26 protein-coding genes are annotated in these 10,891 nt (G+C 64.9%); 19 read left to right on the plus strand and 7 right to left on the minus strand.

Features of this window, described 5'->3' with window-relative positions; genetic code table 11:
* Window position 1 precedes the first annotated feature (1 nt).
* From B3K53_RS14980 to B3K53_RS15000, 5 genes are read right to left on the minus strand one after another with little or no spacing between them, the layout of a single operon-like run.
* Window positions 2-334, minus strand: a complete 333-nt coding sequence (locus tag B3K53_RS14980; protein WP_292085344.1) for a hypothetical protein — start codon at window positions 332-334, stop codon at window positions 2-4.
* A complete protein-coding gene (locus B3K53_RS14985) occupies window positions 331-585 on the minus strand; it encodes a hypothetical protein (RefSeq protein ID WP_292085345.1) in 255 nt (84 codons plus the stop codon). Before B3K53_RS14985 ends, B3K53_RS14980 begins: the two co-directional genes overlap by 4 nt.
* On the minus strand, window positions 585-1,019 hold the full coding sequence (locus B3K53_RS14990; protein ID WP_292085346.1) for a hypothetical protein: 435 nt from the start codon (window positions 1,017-1,019) through the stop codon (window positions 585-587). Before B3K53_RS14990 ends, B3K53_RS14985 begins: the two co-directional genes overlap by 1 nt.
* 60 nt (window positions 1,020-1,079) lie before the next feature.
* Window positions 1,080-1,367 (minus strand): hypothetical protein, encoded by a 288-nt coding sequence (locus B3K53_RS14995; RefSeq protein WP_292085347.1) that lies wholly within the window; start codon window positions 1,365-1,367, stop codon window positions 1,080-1,082.
* A gap of 2 nt (window positions 1,368-1,369) precedes the next feature.
* Entirely contained in the window at window positions 1,370-1,741 is a 372-nt protein-coding gene (locus tag B3K53_RS15000; RefSeq protein ID WP_292085348.1) for a hypothetical protein, read from the minus strand.
* On the opposite strand from B3K53_RS15000, the gene B3K53_RS15005 reads away from it, so the two are divergent.
* From B3K53_RS15005 to B3K53_RS15035, 7 genes are all read left to right on the plus strand, one after another.
* Window positions 1,731-2,057, plus strand: coding sequence for a helix-turn-helix domain-containing protein (locus tag B3K53_RS15005; RefSeq protein ID WP_292085349.1), 327 nt, complete (start codon window positions 1,731-1,733; stop codon window positions 2,055-2,057). The two genes, B3K53_RS15000 and B3K53_RS15005, sit on opposite strands and share 11 nt — an antisense overlap.
* A 33-nt stretch (window positions 2,058-2,090) precedes the next feature.
* Entirely contained in the window at window positions 2,091-2,624 is a 534-nt protein-coding gene (locus tag B3K53_RS15010) for a hypothetical protein (RefSeq protein ID WP_292085350.1), read from the plus strand.
* A gap of 310 nt (window positions 2,625-2,934) precedes the next feature.
* Window positions 2,935-3,255 (plus strand): hypothetical protein, encoded by a 321-nt coding sequence (locus B3K53_RS15015; RefSeq protein ID WP_292085351.1) that lies wholly within the window; start codon window positions 2,935-2,937, stop codon window positions 3,253-3,255.
* A 192-nt stretch (window positions 3,256-3,447) separates the two neighbouring features.
* Window positions 3,448-3,726 carry a hypothetical protein gene (locus B3K53_RS15020; RefSeq protein WP_292085352.1) on the plus strand — a complete coding sequence of 93 codons (279 nt, stop codon included), beginning with the start codon at window positions 3,448-3,450 and terminating at the stop codon, window positions 3,724-3,726.
* Between the two features lie 241 nt (window positions 3,727-3,967).
* Complete coding sequence (locus tag B3K53_RS15025) at window positions 3,968-4,417, plus strand: Panacea domain-containing protein (RefSeq protein WP_292085354.1); 450 nt, start codon at window positions 3,968-3,970, stop codon at window positions 4,415-4,417.
* Between the two features lie 2 nt (window positions 4,418-4,419).
* Window positions 4,420-4,761 carry a hypothetical protein gene (locus tag B3K53_RS15030; RefSeq protein WP_292085356.1) on the plus strand — a complete coding sequence of 114 codons (342 nt, stop codon included), beginning with the start codon at window positions 4,420-4,422 and terminating at the stop codon, window positions 4,759-4,761.
* 128 nt (window positions 4,762-4,889) lie between these two features.
* Window positions 4,890-5,531: a YoaK family protein gene (locus B3K53_RS15035; RefSeq protein WP_292085357.1), complete on the plus strand. Its 642-nt coding sequence runs from the start codon at window positions 4,890-4,892 to the stop codon at window positions 5,529-5,531.
* Between the two features lie 5 nt (window positions 5,532-5,536).
* On the opposite strand, the gene B3K53_RS15040 is transcribed toward B3K53_RS15035, so the two are convergent.
* Together B3K53_RS15040 and B3K53_RS15045 are read right to left on the minus strand one after the other, a co-directional pair.
* Window positions 5,537-5,803 carry a hypothetical protein gene (locus B3K53_RS15040; RefSeq protein ID WP_292085358.1) on the minus strand — a complete coding sequence of 89 codons (267 nt, stop codon included), beginning with the start codon at window positions 5,801-5,803 and terminating at the stop codon, window positions 5,537-5,539.
* Between the two features lie 30 nt (window positions 5,804-5,833).
* On the minus strand, window positions 5,834-6,184 hold the full coding sequence (locus tag B3K53_RS15045; protein ID WP_292085359.1) for a hypothetical protein: 351 nt from the start codon (window positions 6,182-6,184) through the stop codon (window positions 5,834-5,836).
* Window positions 6,185-6,367: 183 nt separating this feature from the next.
* Here B3K53_RS15045 and B3K53_RS15050 point away from each other — a divergent pair, with 183 nt between their 5' ends.
* From B3K53_RS15050 to B3K53_RS15105, 12 genes are read left to right on the plus strand one after another with little or no spacing between them, the layout of a single operon-like run.
* A complete protein-coding gene (locus tag B3K53_RS15050) occupies window positions 6,368-6,628 on the plus strand; it encodes a hypothetical protein (protein WP_292085361.1) in 261 nt (86 codons plus the stop codon).
* Window positions 6,628-7,164: a hypothetical protein gene (locus B3K53_RS15055; protein WP_292085363.1), complete on the plus strand. Its 537-nt coding sequence runs from the start codon at window positions 6,628-6,630 to the stop codon at window positions 7,162-7,164. The genes B3K53_RS15050 and B3K53_RS15055 overlap by 1 nt, the downstream gene beginning before the upstream one ends.
* Entirely contained in the window at window positions 7,161-7,517 is a 357-nt protein-coding gene (locus tag B3K53_RS15060; RefSeq protein ID WP_292085364.1) for a hypothetical protein, read from the plus strand. Before B3K53_RS15055 ends, B3K53_RS15060 begins: the two co-directional genes overlap by 4 nt.
* Complete coding sequence (locus B3K53_RS15065; protein ID WP_292085365.1) at window positions 7,514-7,990, plus strand: hypothetical protein; 477 nt, start codon at window positions 7,514-7,516, stop codon at window positions 7,988-7,990. The genes B3K53_RS15060 and B3K53_RS15065 overlap by 4 nt, the downstream gene beginning before the upstream one ends.
* Window positions 7,987-8,235 carry a hypothetical protein gene (locus B3K53_RS15070; RefSeq protein WP_292085366.1) on the plus strand — a complete coding sequence of 83 codons (249 nt, stop codon included), beginning with the start codon at window positions 7,987-7,989 and terminating at the stop codon, window positions 8,233-8,235. Before B3K53_RS15065 ends, B3K53_RS15070 begins: the two co-directional genes overlap by 4 nt.
* Window positions 8,232-8,402, plus strand: coding sequence for a hypothetical protein (locus B3K53_RS15075; RefSeq protein WP_292085367.1), 171 nt, complete (start codon window positions 8,232-8,234; stop codon window positions 8,400-8,402). The genes B3K53_RS15070 and B3K53_RS15075 overlap by 4 nt, the downstream gene beginning before the upstream one ends.
* Window positions 8,399-8,746, plus strand: a complete 348-nt coding sequence (locus B3K53_RS15080; protein WP_292085368.1) for a hypothetical protein — start codon at window positions 8,399-8,401, stop codon at window positions 8,744-8,746. Before B3K53_RS15075 ends, B3K53_RS15080 begins: the two co-directional genes overlap by 4 nt.
* Window positions 8,743-8,922, plus strand: a complete 180-nt coding sequence (locus tag B3K53_RS15085) for a hypothetical protein (protein WP_292085369.1) — start codon at window positions 8,743-8,745, stop codon at window positions 8,920-8,922. Before B3K53_RS15080 ends, B3K53_RS15085 begins: the two co-directional genes overlap by 4 nt.
* A complete protein-coding gene (locus B3K53_RS15090) occupies window positions 8,919-9,155 on the plus strand; it encodes a hypothetical protein (RefSeq protein WP_292085370.1) in 237 nt (78 codons plus the stop codon). The genes B3K53_RS15085 and B3K53_RS15090 overlap by 4 nt, the downstream gene beginning before the upstream one ends.
* The gene (locus B3K53_RS15095) at window positions 9,152-9,802 is read left to right on the plus strand and encodes an HNH endonuclease signature motif containing protein (protein ID WP_292085371.1); all 651 of its coding nucleotides are present in this window, start codon (window positions 9,152-9,154) and stop codon (window positions 9,800-9,802) included. Before B3K53_RS15090 ends, B3K53_RS15095 begins: the two co-directional genes overlap by 4 nt.
* Window positions 9,799-10,269, plus strand: a complete 471-nt coding sequence (locus tag B3K53_RS15100) for a hypothetical protein (RefSeq protein ID WP_292085373.1) — start codon at window positions 9,799-9,801, stop codon at window positions 10,267-10,269. Before B3K53_RS15095 ends, B3K53_RS15100 begins: the two co-directional genes overlap by 4 nt.
* Complete coding sequence (locus B3K53_RS15105; RefSeq protein WP_292085374.1) at window positions 10,266-10,685, plus strand: thermonuclease family protein; 420 nt, start codon at window positions 10,266-10,268, stop codon at window positions 10,683-10,685. Before B3K53_RS15100 ends, B3K53_RS15105 begins: the two co-directional genes overlap by 4 nt.
* Window positions 10,686-10,891: the final 206 nt, after the last annotated feature.

The following is a 10,891-nucleotide window of genomic DNA, read 5'->3' on the forward strand; positions in this document are numbered from 1 at the left end:
TTCAGGCCCTCCGGGCATCAACGGCCGCATCGCCCAGGTCCGCAGTGCGGAACATCTCGGGTTGGCGCGGGTCGTTGCGGTGAAGATCGCCTTCCATGTCCGCGAAGAAGATCGCTTCGGGCATGTCGGCGGTCGGGGTGGTGGCGCTCAGCTTGGAGCTGATGACGACCTGCTCGCTGTCGCCCTTCTGGGGCTTCACGGTCAGCTTGATCGTCAGGCTTCCGGGCTTGCCGGTCGCGGTGACGGCGCGGACGACCTGGGCAAGCTCTTCGCCCGCGGCCTCCGCCACCATGCCCTTGCGGATGTCCCGCAGGATGTCGGTGATCGGTTTCATTGTGCTCTCAGGGTTGGTGCGTCTGGGGAACTGGCCGCCCGGCGACGCTGGGGTCGGGCGGCAAAGGCTGCGAAGGCCAGCTCGGCCGCGATCTGCACCGAGCGGGCGCGGATCAGGGCCGAACGGGTGTGGTGCATGGCGCGGGTGTCGCCCCGGTCTTCCGCGTCGCGTCGCGCGGCATAGGCGCGGGCGAACGACCGGTTCGCGTCGGACAACCGACGGGCCGCAAAGGCTCGACGAAGCCCGAACATCAGGCGGCACCCGGCGTCAGCGTGGCGGCCTTGGCCTCCAGACGCGTCACGGCCTCGCGGGCCACGGTCGCGGCTTGCCGCACCGCCTGGATTTCGGCCTGGTCGCGGCGGCCGTCGGCGTCCATGTCGTGAACCAGACGCAGGGCGACCGACGTGGCGCTGACCGACTCGACCACGGCGGCCGAGATGCAATCGGCCTCGCCGCCGCGAACCGCCTTCACGTGGGCGCCGGTGACCACTGCCTGACCCGCCGCGACCTCCAGCACGCGGATGTGCCGATAGGCCGGCTCGTCGTCGTTGCTCAGCGAGTAGAGCTGCGACACGCGCTGATGCGACACGCCGAGGTGGACGCCCGCGGCTTCCACGCCGCCGACCGCCGCCACCAGCATCTTGAAGAGGGCTTTGACCTCTGAGGTTTCCTGAAGCCGGCTCATTGCACGGTGCCTTCTGTTTGCAAGCTGACGGTCGCCAAGCGCTGCCGTAGTTTTCGTGGATCAGGCCGCCTGGGGCGGCGGCTCATCGGGAGGTGTGGGGTGGTCGGTGTTGGCGATGGTCGGAGCGGCGGCCTGCAGCAGGGCCGTGGACAGGTCGGCCGTCTCGGTCGCCAGTCGCGCCGCCTCGACCATCTCGCGACGGACGCGGGCCACCGTGAACTCGTCGACGCCCTCTCGGCGAAGGCGGTCATAGTCCTCGACGTGCAGGACCACCGTCCGAACGGCCAGGATCAGGCCCTTGACCACCGATGCCGGTCGATCAGCCCCCTTGATGTCGCCCCCCGCCATGGTCAGGCCGCTCGCTGTCGGGCTTCGGGGTCTTCGGCCCCCGGGGCTTCGTCATTGGCGGTGCCGAGCCGCACGCGCTCGGGAAACGACCCAAGGATCGCGATCTCTCGATCTGTCGCCTTAGCGATTGGACCAAGCTTCTCGCCCGTCTTGCGGAACAGTTGGACGGCCATGTCGCGCGACATGTCGCGTTTGCCGCTCAGAATCTGGCTGGCGTAGGGGACGCTGATGGAGAGCGCCCTAGCGAGGGATGTCGGTGTAAGTGCCATGCCGCATACATTGCGGAATGCAAAGCCAGATTGCAATATGCAAAGTTGCAGCTTCGATAAGGACCGGCTCGCCTGGTCGTTGCAATATGCAAGGATGCCGCGCAAAGCTGATCCTCACGAGCAAAACCACCTCCGGGCATGGCGCGAGTTCCGCCACATGACCCAGGACGAGCTGGCGGCAGCAGTCGATACCAACGCATCGGTGATCAGCCTGCTGGAAAGCGGCGCTCGGAAGCTCTCGCCGAAGTGGCTGCGCCGTTTGGCGCCGGTGCTTCACACGTCGCCAGGCTATCTGCTCGACCACGACCCGAACGACCTGCCCACGGCCATCTTAGACGTCTGGGCAGATATCCCGGTCGAGCAGCGGGAGCAGGCGCTGAAAGTACTTCAGAGCTTTAGACGGACGGGCACTGAGGGATAGACACTGATCGCCAGGGGATCATTGGGGGGGAATATGAAGCTTGTTGCCGTACTTGGCGTCGTCGGAGCTCTGTCCGCCTGCGCGCCGTTGCCCGCCGAGATCACGCTGCAAAACAGTTTCAATCCGGCTGACTACGCTTGGGCGGATCAGGTGGGCTCGAACACTGTCAGCGGTTCCGCACTTCTTCGAACCGTGGGTGGGGAGGTTAGAACTTGCGGCGCCTTGCCTGTGAGCCTCATTCCGGACGTGCCGTACACGCGTGAACGGATGATCGCCCTCTACGGCAATGCTGCTGGGGGGTATAGGGCGTTCAATGCTGGACCTCCCGGCGGGGTCATCTTCATCAATGAACCTTTCGAGTTCAGCAGAGTTGGACGCCGCACTGCGTGCGACGCGAGTGGTAACTTCCGGTTCGCTCAGATCCCCGATGGATCGTACTTTGTCGTGGCCGAGGTCTCCTGGGGCGTGCCTTATGGCAGCTACCTTAGCCCTCAAGGAGGACGCCTGATGCAGCGCGTCGAAGTGAAGGGCGGCGACGCTCCAGAACTCCTTCTAACCGCCAACTGACGGATAACCTCGGGGGAGGGGTGATGAGAGCGATAGCAATTTTGGCTTCCGTAGCCGTCCTCACAGGGTGCGCGAGCACGCCAGGCGTCGAGGAGGCGGCTGTCGTTGAGTGCGAGGCCTTCGTCACCACAGGGGAGGTCCGCAATTGCGTGCTGATCTCTCAGACGGTTGAGGGGTCCGAATTCGGCGCCTTCGCGGTCGATCAGGTTTCGAAGGGCAGGCTGGTAGGACGCCCTGGTGAAGAGACCTGGAAGAAGTTTCGGACCACGGTGCGCGGGAAGCCGGCAGGATAACCTCGGGGGAGGGGCAAATGAACGTAGCCGTCAGCGCCGGCGCCAACGCCGCGACCATCGCGAGCTTGGCACGCAGCAAGGTCATCGAGCATTTCGAGAAGGCTGGAGCGCTGGAGCCCGAAACGGCTGTCCTGCTGCCGGCCAAGAGCCCTCGCTACACGGTCGAGGCCCTGATCAAGCACAAGGTGCTGATACCGGCAGGCGAGGGGCTGTTCTACGTGGATCTCGACGCCAATAAGCGCTGGCTGCGCGAGCAGGGCAACGTGGCGGTCGGCGTGATCGTCGTCATGCTGCTCCTGCTGGGGATCGTGATCATCGGAGTGGCAGCGACAAGATAGTCTCGGGGAGGGGGCTGTGAGCGATCAGGATCGAAAGCGGCCTGTGAGCAGGCGGAGAGCGCGTCGCGAACGGGTGGACGCTTGGTTCGTCCGCATCGCCTGGATTGTCTCTGCCTTGTTCCTGGCCTGGATGCTGCAGCAGGCGTTCACAATGAGGCCGGTAGAGCAGCCCGCGATAGTGAGGGCGGTGGGATGATCGGATCGCTGACCGAGGCCGAGCTTTGGAGGCTGGCCGCCCAGCCCGCGCTGTTCGCCATCGTCATGCTGTCGTTTCTGAAGGCGTCGTGGCGAGTGCGGCTTGTCGCGGCCGCGGTTGGGGCAGCGACGGGGCTGGCGATCGGCCTGATCGCGCTCTGGGCTCAGCGATCCGGCGCGCCGTGGTGGTTGGGGTGGGCAATTGCGGCGCCGCTGATCGCCTTGGCGGGCTGGCGGTGGATCAAGCGGCGGCCGCGCGCGGCGAACGATAGGTAGGGGCGGGGAGGCCGAAGCCTCCTAGAGGATCTGTGCCGCGGCGTGATTAGGAAAGTCGTCCTAGGGTGCCTATATAAGGCGCGTGGATAGGACGCATCCTTACGACCGGATCAGTCGTTACCAAACGGTAACACCAAGAATCACCGTGCGTGCTATACGGCGGCACTTGGTGAAGCTTTTCGCCCACTGGATTTCCGTCGCGCCCGAAGTGCGTCTTGAGCTGAGGAGAGGAGATCGAACCATGCCGCTGTCTGACGTCATGATTGTTGCTGACGACATCCTCCGCGCCGGTAAGCAGCGTGGACTGAAGCTCACTCCACTCCAGCTTATGAAGCTGACCTACATCGCTCATGGATATGCCTTGGGCACCGGGGCCGGAGACCTTTTCGACGCGCGCATTGAGGCGTGGAAGTATGGACCGGTGATTCCGCAACTGTATCATGCCACCAAATCTTGGGGGCGGGATCCGATCCCTCACGACCATATCTTCGATGGTCGTGCGCTCACCGGTCCGGCGGCGGCAATCGTTGATCGCGTCTTGGACAAGTATGGAAAGCTCTCCGGATCGGCGCTTTCGACCCTTACTCATAAACGCGATACGCCCTGGTCGAAGGTTTACCGGGACGGCGTCTTTAACATCGAGATTCCAGACCGGGATATCGAGGAACATTATCGCCAGCTCCTGGGGTGAGGATGTCCGAGGGGGACAATAACGGATTTCCATGGGCCGCCGACACCAAAGGCAGCGAGGAAGTCAGGCTATGGGGAAATGACGAGGCGCTTCAAGGAATGAAGCGCCGTAACCATGGCCGTCTACTCTGGCTGTGGGGGTGGATCGTTCCTGCGTTGATGATCATGTTCACCCTTCTATTTGTCGGCTCCATTATGGCGTGGGGGATCCACTACCTGACGCCTTGGAAATGGCTGTCGTCGGAACAACTCGCGAAAATCCAGTCTGTCATTTTCAGTGGGTCGCTGGGTGCGTTGGTCACCAGCTACGTGCAGAAGCATGTGTTCGGAGACGCCAAGTCCTAGCCGTCTCAACGCGCCATAAATCGCGGTCTCGCCCCGCCCCTCACCGGGCGGGGTTTTTGCTGTCAGCCCGGAGCAAGTCAGGCCGGAGCGTTTGTGCGTCCAGCTTCACGGCGTAAGGTCCGCGGACAATGATCCGACTCGACGCTCGCTCCAGAACGCTCGCAGCCTGCCTGTCGGTAGTCGCTGGCTATGTCGACGTCGTCGGCTTCCTCATGACGGGCGGGTTCTTCGTCTCGTTCATGAGCGGCAATTCCACCAGGTTGGGTATCGGTCTCGCCGGAACAAGCGCAGCGGCCGCCATCGCGGGTGGGTTGATCGTCTCGTTCGTGGCTGGCGTCGTGTTGGGAGCGAGCGTCGGTCGATTGGCCCGAGCTTGGAAAGAGCCGGGTATCCTCGGGTTGGTTGCAGTCCTGCTGATCCTGGCGGCTATAACGCATTGGTTCGGCATGGGTCTGCTCGCCGCGCTTCCGCTCGCCCTGGCCATGGGCGCGCAGAATGCCGTGTTCGCACAGGACGGCGAAGTCAGCGTCGGCTTGACCTACATGACGGGCACATTGGTCAAGCTGGGCAAACGGCTGACGGTCGCGCTCTGGGGCGGTGACCGCTTTGGATGGGTGCCGTACCTGCTGCTCTGGGCCGGGCTGCTAGCAGGGGCGGCCTTGGGGGCGCTGGCCTATGCGCGCTTTGGTCCAAACGCTCTGGCCTTTGCCGGCGCCGCCATGCTGCTGTTGACCGTGGTTTCGGTTGGATCTCATGCACAGCCCCGGTAGTCGGCTCAGGGCTCTTCGTCCTCGTTGTCCTCGTCGTCCTCGTCGTCCTCGTCGTCAGCATCTAGATCGGCGAACACTAGCTGCATCTCGACCCGCACCTCGTCCATGGTCTGCTGGGCCCAGGCGTGCAGCGCTCTGACGGTCTTCTCCGCGGACATGGCGTCGGCTGAGAACAGCCGCTCCATGACGTCGGTCAGCGTCTGGTTTCGTCCCATGAGGACGCCAGCGCGGTAGATCGGATCGTCGGAGGGGTCGATGTCGTCTTCGTCCATGTGGCGAGGCTATCACAGGCGCCCGCCCTGTCACGCCGCCTCTTCGCCAGCCTCATGCTCCCGCTCAGCCAGCGGGTCGATCTGGGTCCAATTGTCGCCGTCGGCGCTGTAGTCGATCTTGAAGTACTGGATCTCGTCTGGCGGCGCCGGATCAATGGCTGGCACCTCGCCGAACGTCTCCAGCAGCTTGGGCTCTTCCCAAAGGTCAATGTCGGGGTAGCCGTCGACCGAGAAGACGGCCACGCTTGCGGCCCCGGTGGCTAGCGCCCGACCGCCTTCCATCGCTCGCTCCCTGTTCAGGAACTGATGCACCTCCCCGCCCTTAAGGCGTCCGCGCCGGGGCCAGAAGGCCTGCGCGCAGTAGATCGTCTTTCGGGCCATTCCGGCTCTCCTTCCCGTCCATCTCCGCGTTAACGAATCTCTGTTCGGGCAGAGATGTCGAGTCCGGCGCCGCCACCATGCGTCCGGTTTTGACGTGAGGGTGATTGCAAAATGCAAAATATCGCTGGACGAGCGTATTTGCATTATGCAATGTTTTCTCCACACCAAGAGGGGGAGACGCCCGTGGCCCAAGACGCCTTCATCGACATGCGCCCGCATCCGCTGGGCATCGGCTTCCATCCGAACTGGCAAGCTGTTCGCGACCGTCGCGCTGAGCGCGAGTGCAACCGGATCATCCGCGAAGCCGCCGAGGCCCAGCGCCTCGCGCGCCGCCAGAAGGCCGCCTCGGCCAGTGTCGGCCGCGCCGCCCGCGCCTTCGTCATGGCCCTCCAGGCCGCCGTCTGCTTCGGCTTTGTCGCCTGCTTCTGGTGGGCCCTGGTCTGATGCGCGAGTACTATTCCATCGTCAGCACCGGCTCGCCGAAGCGCGACATCGATCTGTTCGGCGTGACGACCGTTCGCATCGACGGCGCCCGCGAACCGGGCGGGGCAGGGGTCCCGGTCATCTACCTGTCGGCCTATGTCGATGACCCCGATGTCTTCGCCCAGCGCCTGTGCGCGGCCCTGACCTGGCTGAACGACAACCAGAACCTCGCCAATCCGGCGCCGCCGCCCGTCCAGCGCGCCGCGCCGCCGGGCGCCGTCGAAGAGGTCGGACCCTACAGCCTGCCCGAGTACGTCGAGGACGTGGACTGGTCCGAGCGCCTGTTCCTGCCCGAAGACCTGACCGCCACCGACTGGCGCGGTTGGGCTGAGGCCTTCGAACGCCGTGTCGACCTTGCAACCTCTGACAGCCAACTGGCCATGCTGGAGGCCGAGAACGGCCTCGGCCTCAAGGCCTGCCCCTTCCGCTATCGCGGCCCCATCGGCCGCAAGCTCCAGACCCGCTACGTCGAAACCGCCAGTCAGGAAGCGGCATGATCGCCGAACAGGACATCCGCGTCCTCACAGCGGAAGAAGCCGATCTCCTGACCACCGTCAGGCCGTATCAGCGGATGATGCGTTGCGCCTTCGCGGGCGTGCCGTTCCGCCTGGAGGATCAGCCGGTCGGCAGCAGCAAGAACGCCCCGCGCTACTCCGAAGCCCTGATCCTCAGCATGGTCGAACACGGCCTGCTCTTGGTCATCCAGTGCGCGGCCGAGTGGCCGGGCCGGGCGCCCGCACGGCCCTTCACCGTCATCCTCAGCCCGGTCGGAGAACGGGAGCGGGTTCGCCTGCTGAAGCACAGCCGCCTGACCACTGGGCAGGACCACCGTCTGGATCACGCCGCATGAGCCGGTCCCTGTTCCAGATCAACGCCGACCTGACGCGCCTGCGCGAGGAGAAGAAGGCCCTCAAGCGCAAGCACTACGCCCCCGGCCACATCCGCTCGCGGTCGTTCCGCCCGGAGGGCCCCGGCCAGCGCCAGCCGCGCGAGCGCGACAACAAGCACCTGGCCTTCATCCGTCGGTTGCACTGCGCCGGCTGCCCCTCCGCCGGGCCCTGCGACGCCGCACACCTGCGCGCTGGCGACATCACCATCGGCAAGCGCCACACCGGCAAGGCCGAGAAGCCGTCCGACCGATGGACCACGCCCCTCTGCCGGGACTGCCACACCAAGCAGCACTCCGGCGCCGAGCTGGCCTTCTGGTCCGCCCGCAACATCGACCCCTTCGACCTGTGCCAGGCCCTCTTCGCCGTCTCCGGCGACACCACCGCCGGCGAACAGATCATCTTCAACCACCGCCAAGCAGGAGCCCGCCCATGACCGTGAGCGAGGAGATGAAGGGGGCTGTTCGTTCTCCAGTCGAGCGCGACCTTATCCGCCTCATTGGGACCGACATCAGCCACTCGATCCGGAACCTTGGGTTCCCGGTAGGCATGGGCGTCGGGATCGGCCCTGAACTGTCCGAACGGGCGGCTGGTCGCATCCTCGACAGATTGACCGAGAAGGCTCTGACCGAGTTGCTGGCCGCCCGCCAATCCTCCCGCAGCGATGGAGCTGAGGGATGATTCTGGCCATGTTCATCATCGGCGCGTTCATCGCTGTCGTGGCCTGCTGGCAGTTGGTCGCTGGAGACCCGCATCCGCTCGATCAGCAGGGACTTGTCTTCACCATGGCCATCGGCGGCCTGATCATGCTCGCCGCCATACTTCTGCAAAAGGGAGCGGGGGGATGAGCGGGGTGAAGCATACGTCGGGGCCTTGGGAGGTCGTTCGCACTAACGAACGCGGTCGTCAGGCGCCCGATGGAGAAACCTTGTGGGTCTACGCGGGCAACGGCAACGGCTGGGTCGGCGATAGCTACTTTTCGGTCCTTATCGGCTCAGAAAAGGGGGCCGAAGCCAACGCCCGCCTGATCGCCGCCGCGCCTGAACTGCTGGAGGCTGCGAATGCGGCCCTTGGCGCGCTGACTGGAAACATGGACGGCGACTGGATCGGCCAAGACCCCGTTGCGCTGCTCCGCGCTGCAATCAGACGCGCCACAGGTGAAGACCGCTCCGAGAAGGGAGGGGCGCTGTGATCCGTGAAGCCCTGACTGACGCGCGGCGGATCATCACCGAAGAGCGAACGGTACTGGTCGCTTGCTGCACGGTCGGCGGCGACCTCGCCACGCTGGACCCGACAGCCTCACCCCACCTTGCCGAATATGACGCCGCTCTCGCGAAGATCGATGCGGCACTGGAAACCCTGCCATGAAGAACAAGCTCTCAGACCTGAACAACCACCTGTTCGCCCAACTGGAGCGCTTGGGTGAGGAAGACCTGACCGCCGAGCAGATCGATGCCGAAGCCAAGCGCGCAGACGCCATCGTCGACATCTCGGATCAGATCCTTCGCAACGCCGACCTGCACCTCAAGGCCGCGACGCTCATCGCCAATCACGGGGAGCGCTTCCACGACAAGCTGCCGATGATCGAGGCACCGCGATGAAGGGCGTCTGGATCAGGTACAGCGACGTCGAAATGGCATGGCTGGAGGCGAACCGCACCCTGTCGATCGGTGACTATCACGCCGCCTTCTGCGCCGAGTTCGGACGCGAAGTTTCCGCCGGCAATCTCCACGCCCTGCGCAAGCGCAAGGGCTGGAAGACAGGTCGCACTGGTCAGTTCGCCAAAGGCCAGGAGCCGGCCAACAAGGGCAAGCCTCACCCTGCGCGCGGACGGTCTGTGGCGACCCAGTTCAAGAAGGGCAACCGGACGGGGCAGGCGAACCTGAATTATCAGCCCATCGGCGCCGAGCGGATGAGCAAGGACGGCTACCTGGAACGCAAGATCCACGATGGCTTGCCGCTGCAGTCGCGCTGGCGCGCTGTGCACCTGGTCGAGTGGGAGGCAGTCAACGGCCCGCTCCCCGAGGGGCATTGCCTCAAGTCCATCGATGGCGACCGCAGCAATGCCGATCCATCCAACTGGCAAGCTATCCCGCGCGCTCTGCTGCCGCGGCTGAACGGCGGCCGCGCCAAGAAGCACCTGGCTTACGACGAGGCCGCGCCCGAGGTCCGCCCCGCGCTCCTCACCATCGCCAAGATTGACCACCGCGCCCGCGAACTGCGGCGCCAGAGGAGGGGCGCGGCATGACGCGTTACGCTGCCGATACGTCAGTCTCCCAGGAGAAGAGCCGGAACGAGATCGAGACGACGCTGAAGCGCTACGGTGCCACCTCGTTCATGTATGCGAGCGAGAAAGCGGCGGCCATGATCGGCTTCCGTATCTCCGACCGCATGGTGAAGTTCGTCCTTCCGATGCCTGACCCGAAGGCGCGGGAGTTCACGCACACCCCGGCGCGCGGGACGCCGCGTTCTCCGGCCGAAGCTGAAAAAGCCTGGGAGCAGGCTGGGCGTCAGCGCTGGCGCGCCCTGGCGCTCGTCATCAAAGCCAAGCTGGAGGCCGTCGCGGCTGGGATCACGACTATTGAGGACGAGTTCCTGGCGCACACTGTCCTGCCTGACGGCTCAACCGTGGGACAGTTCATGAAGCCCCAACTGGCTATTGCCTATGAGCAAGGCTCTATGCCGACCACACTGCTTCTTGGAGGCCCTGCATGAGCCCCATCGTTCTGATCTGCGCCACGCTCATGATGTCCGATGGCGATAGCGGGCGCTGCGTCAACGCTGACGGCGAGCGTCACCGCGTCCGCTTGGCTGGGATCGACGCTGGCGAGGTCGCACCCTATACGCGCTGCCGCCAGTCGCCGGGTGTCTGGGCCTGTTCGCCGGCGGCGCGGACCACCGCCGACCGTGCGAAGGCTCGGGCTGTCCAACTCGCCGCCAACGGCGCCCGCTGCACGATCACCGACACGGACCGCTATCGGAGGAACGTGGCGCGCTGCACCGTCAACGGACGCGACCTGGGGGGCATCCTCGTCCGCGAGGGTCTGGCTATCTCCGAAACCAACTATGGCGACCCCTACCGGCGCGAGGAGCGTCAGGCGCGGGAGCAGGGAAGGGGTATCTGGCAATGAGCGCTGCGAACGACCGCTTCCCGAACCTCGGGCCCGCGACGGAAACGATCTTGGCGCGGGCCTTCTCCGACGCAGTCATGATCACTGCCGGCGCCGCGGCCAGGATCATCGGAGTTGACGACAAGACCTTCCACGCGCTCGTTGAAGGTCAGGCCATCCGCTACGTCCTCGTTGGACACAGCACCAAGCGATACACCGAGGCCGAT

It is taken from the genome of Brevundimonas sp. UBA7506, from assembly GCF_002479495.1.
In the GTDB taxonomy this organism is placed as follows: Bacteria; Pseudomonadota; Alphaproteobacteria; order Caulobacterales; family Caulobacteraceae; genus Brevundimonas.

Excerpts from the sequence above, each read along its gene's own strand:
- B3K53_RS15090 (WP_292085370.1), top strand. The coding sequence starts at position 8,919 with ATGAAGAACAAGCTCTCAGACCTGAACAACCACCTGTTCGCCCAACTG.
- B3K53_RS15065 (WP_292085365.1), top strand. The coding sequence starts at position 7,514 with ATGAGCCGGTCCCTGTTCCAGATCAACGCCGACCTGACGCGCCTGCGC.
- B3K53_RS15005 (WP_292085349.1), top strand. The coding sequence starts at position 1,731 with ATGCCGCGCAAAGCTGATCCTCACGAGCAAAACCACCTCCGGGCATGG.
- B3K53_RS15055 (WP_292085363.1), top strand. The coding sequence starts at position 6,628 with ATGCGCGAGTACTATTCCATCGTCAGCACCGGCTCGCCGAAGCGCGAC.
- B3K53_RS15025 (WP_292085354.1), top strand. The coding sequence starts at position 3,968 with ATGCCGCTGTCTGACGTCATGATTGTTGCTGACGACATCCTCCGCGCC.
- B3K53_RS14995 (WP_292085347.1), bottom strand. The coding sequence starts at position 1,367 with ATGGCGGGGGGCGACATCAAGGGGGCTGATCGACCGGCATCGGTGGTC.
- B3K53_RS15100 (WP_292085373.1), top strand. The coding sequence starts at position 9,799 with ATGACGCGTTACGCTGCCGATACGTCAGTCTCCCAGGAGAAGAGCCGG.
- B3K53_RS15105 (WP_292085374.1), top strand. The coding sequence starts at position 10,266 with ATGAGCCCCATCGTTCTGATCTGCGCCACGCTCATGATGTCCGATGGC.
- B3K53_RS15015 (WP_292085351.1), top strand. The coding sequence starts at position 2,935 with ATGAACGTAGCCGTCAGCGCCGGCGCCAACGCCGCGACCATCGCGAGC.
- B3K53_RS14980 (WP_292085344.1), bottom strand. The coding sequence starts at position 334 with ATGAAACCGATCACCGACATCCTGCGGGACATCCGCAAGGGCATGGTG.
- B3K53_RS14985 (WP_292085345.1), bottom strand. The coding sequence starts at position 585 with ATGTTCGGGCTTCGTCGAGCCTTTGCGGCCCGTCGGTTGTCCGACGCG.
- B3K53_RS14990 (WP_292085346.1), bottom strand. The coding sequence starts at position 1,019 with ATGAGCCGGCTTCAGGAAACCTCAGAGGTCAAAGCCCTCTTCAAGATG.
- B3K53_RS15070 (WP_292085366.1), top strand. The coding sequence starts at position 7,987 with ATGACCGTGAGCGAGGAGATGAAGGGGGCTGTTCGTTCTCCAGTCGAG.
- B3K53_RS15010 (WP_292085350.1), top strand. The coding sequence starts at position 2,091 with ATGAAGCTTGTTGCCGTACTTGGCGTCGTCGGAGCTCTGTCCGCCTGC.
- B3K53_RS15040 (WP_292085358.1), bottom strand. The coding sequence starts at position 5,803 with ATGGACGAAGACGACATCGACCCCTCCGACGATCCGATCTACCGCGCT.
- B3K53_RS15095 (WP_292085371.1), top strand. The coding sequence starts at position 9,152 with ATGAAGGGCGTCTGGATCAGGTACAGCGACGTCGAAATGGCATGGCTG.
- B3K53_RS15020 (WP_292085352.1), top strand. The coding sequence starts at position 3,448 with ATGATCGGATCGCTGACCGAGGCCGAGCTTTGGAGGCTGGCCGCCCAG.
- B3K53_RS15060 (WP_292085364.1), top strand. The coding sequence starts at position 7,161 with ATGATCGCCGAACAGGACATCCGCGTCCTCACAGCGGAAGAAGCCGAT.
- B3K53_RS15045 (WP_292085359.1), bottom strand. The coding sequence starts at position 6,184 with ATGGCCCGAAAGACGATCTACTGCGCGCAGGCCTTCTGGCCCCGGCGC.
- B3K53_RS15080 (WP_292085368.1), top strand. The coding sequence starts at position 8,399 with ATGAGCGGGGTGAAGCATACGTCGGGGCCTTGGGAGGTCGTTCGCACT.
- B3K53_RS15030 (WP_292085356.1), top strand. The coding sequence starts at position 4,420 with ATGTCCGAGGGGGACAATAACGGATTTCCATGGGCCGCCGACACCAAA.
- B3K53_RS15035 (WP_292085357.1), top strand. The coding sequence starts at position 4,890 with ATGATCCGACTCGACGCTCGCTCCAGAACGCTCGCAGCCTGCCTGTCG.
- B3K53_RS15075 (WP_292085367.1), top strand. The coding sequence starts at position 8,232 with ATGATTCTGGCCATGTTCATCATCGGCGCGTTCATCGCTGTCGTGGCC.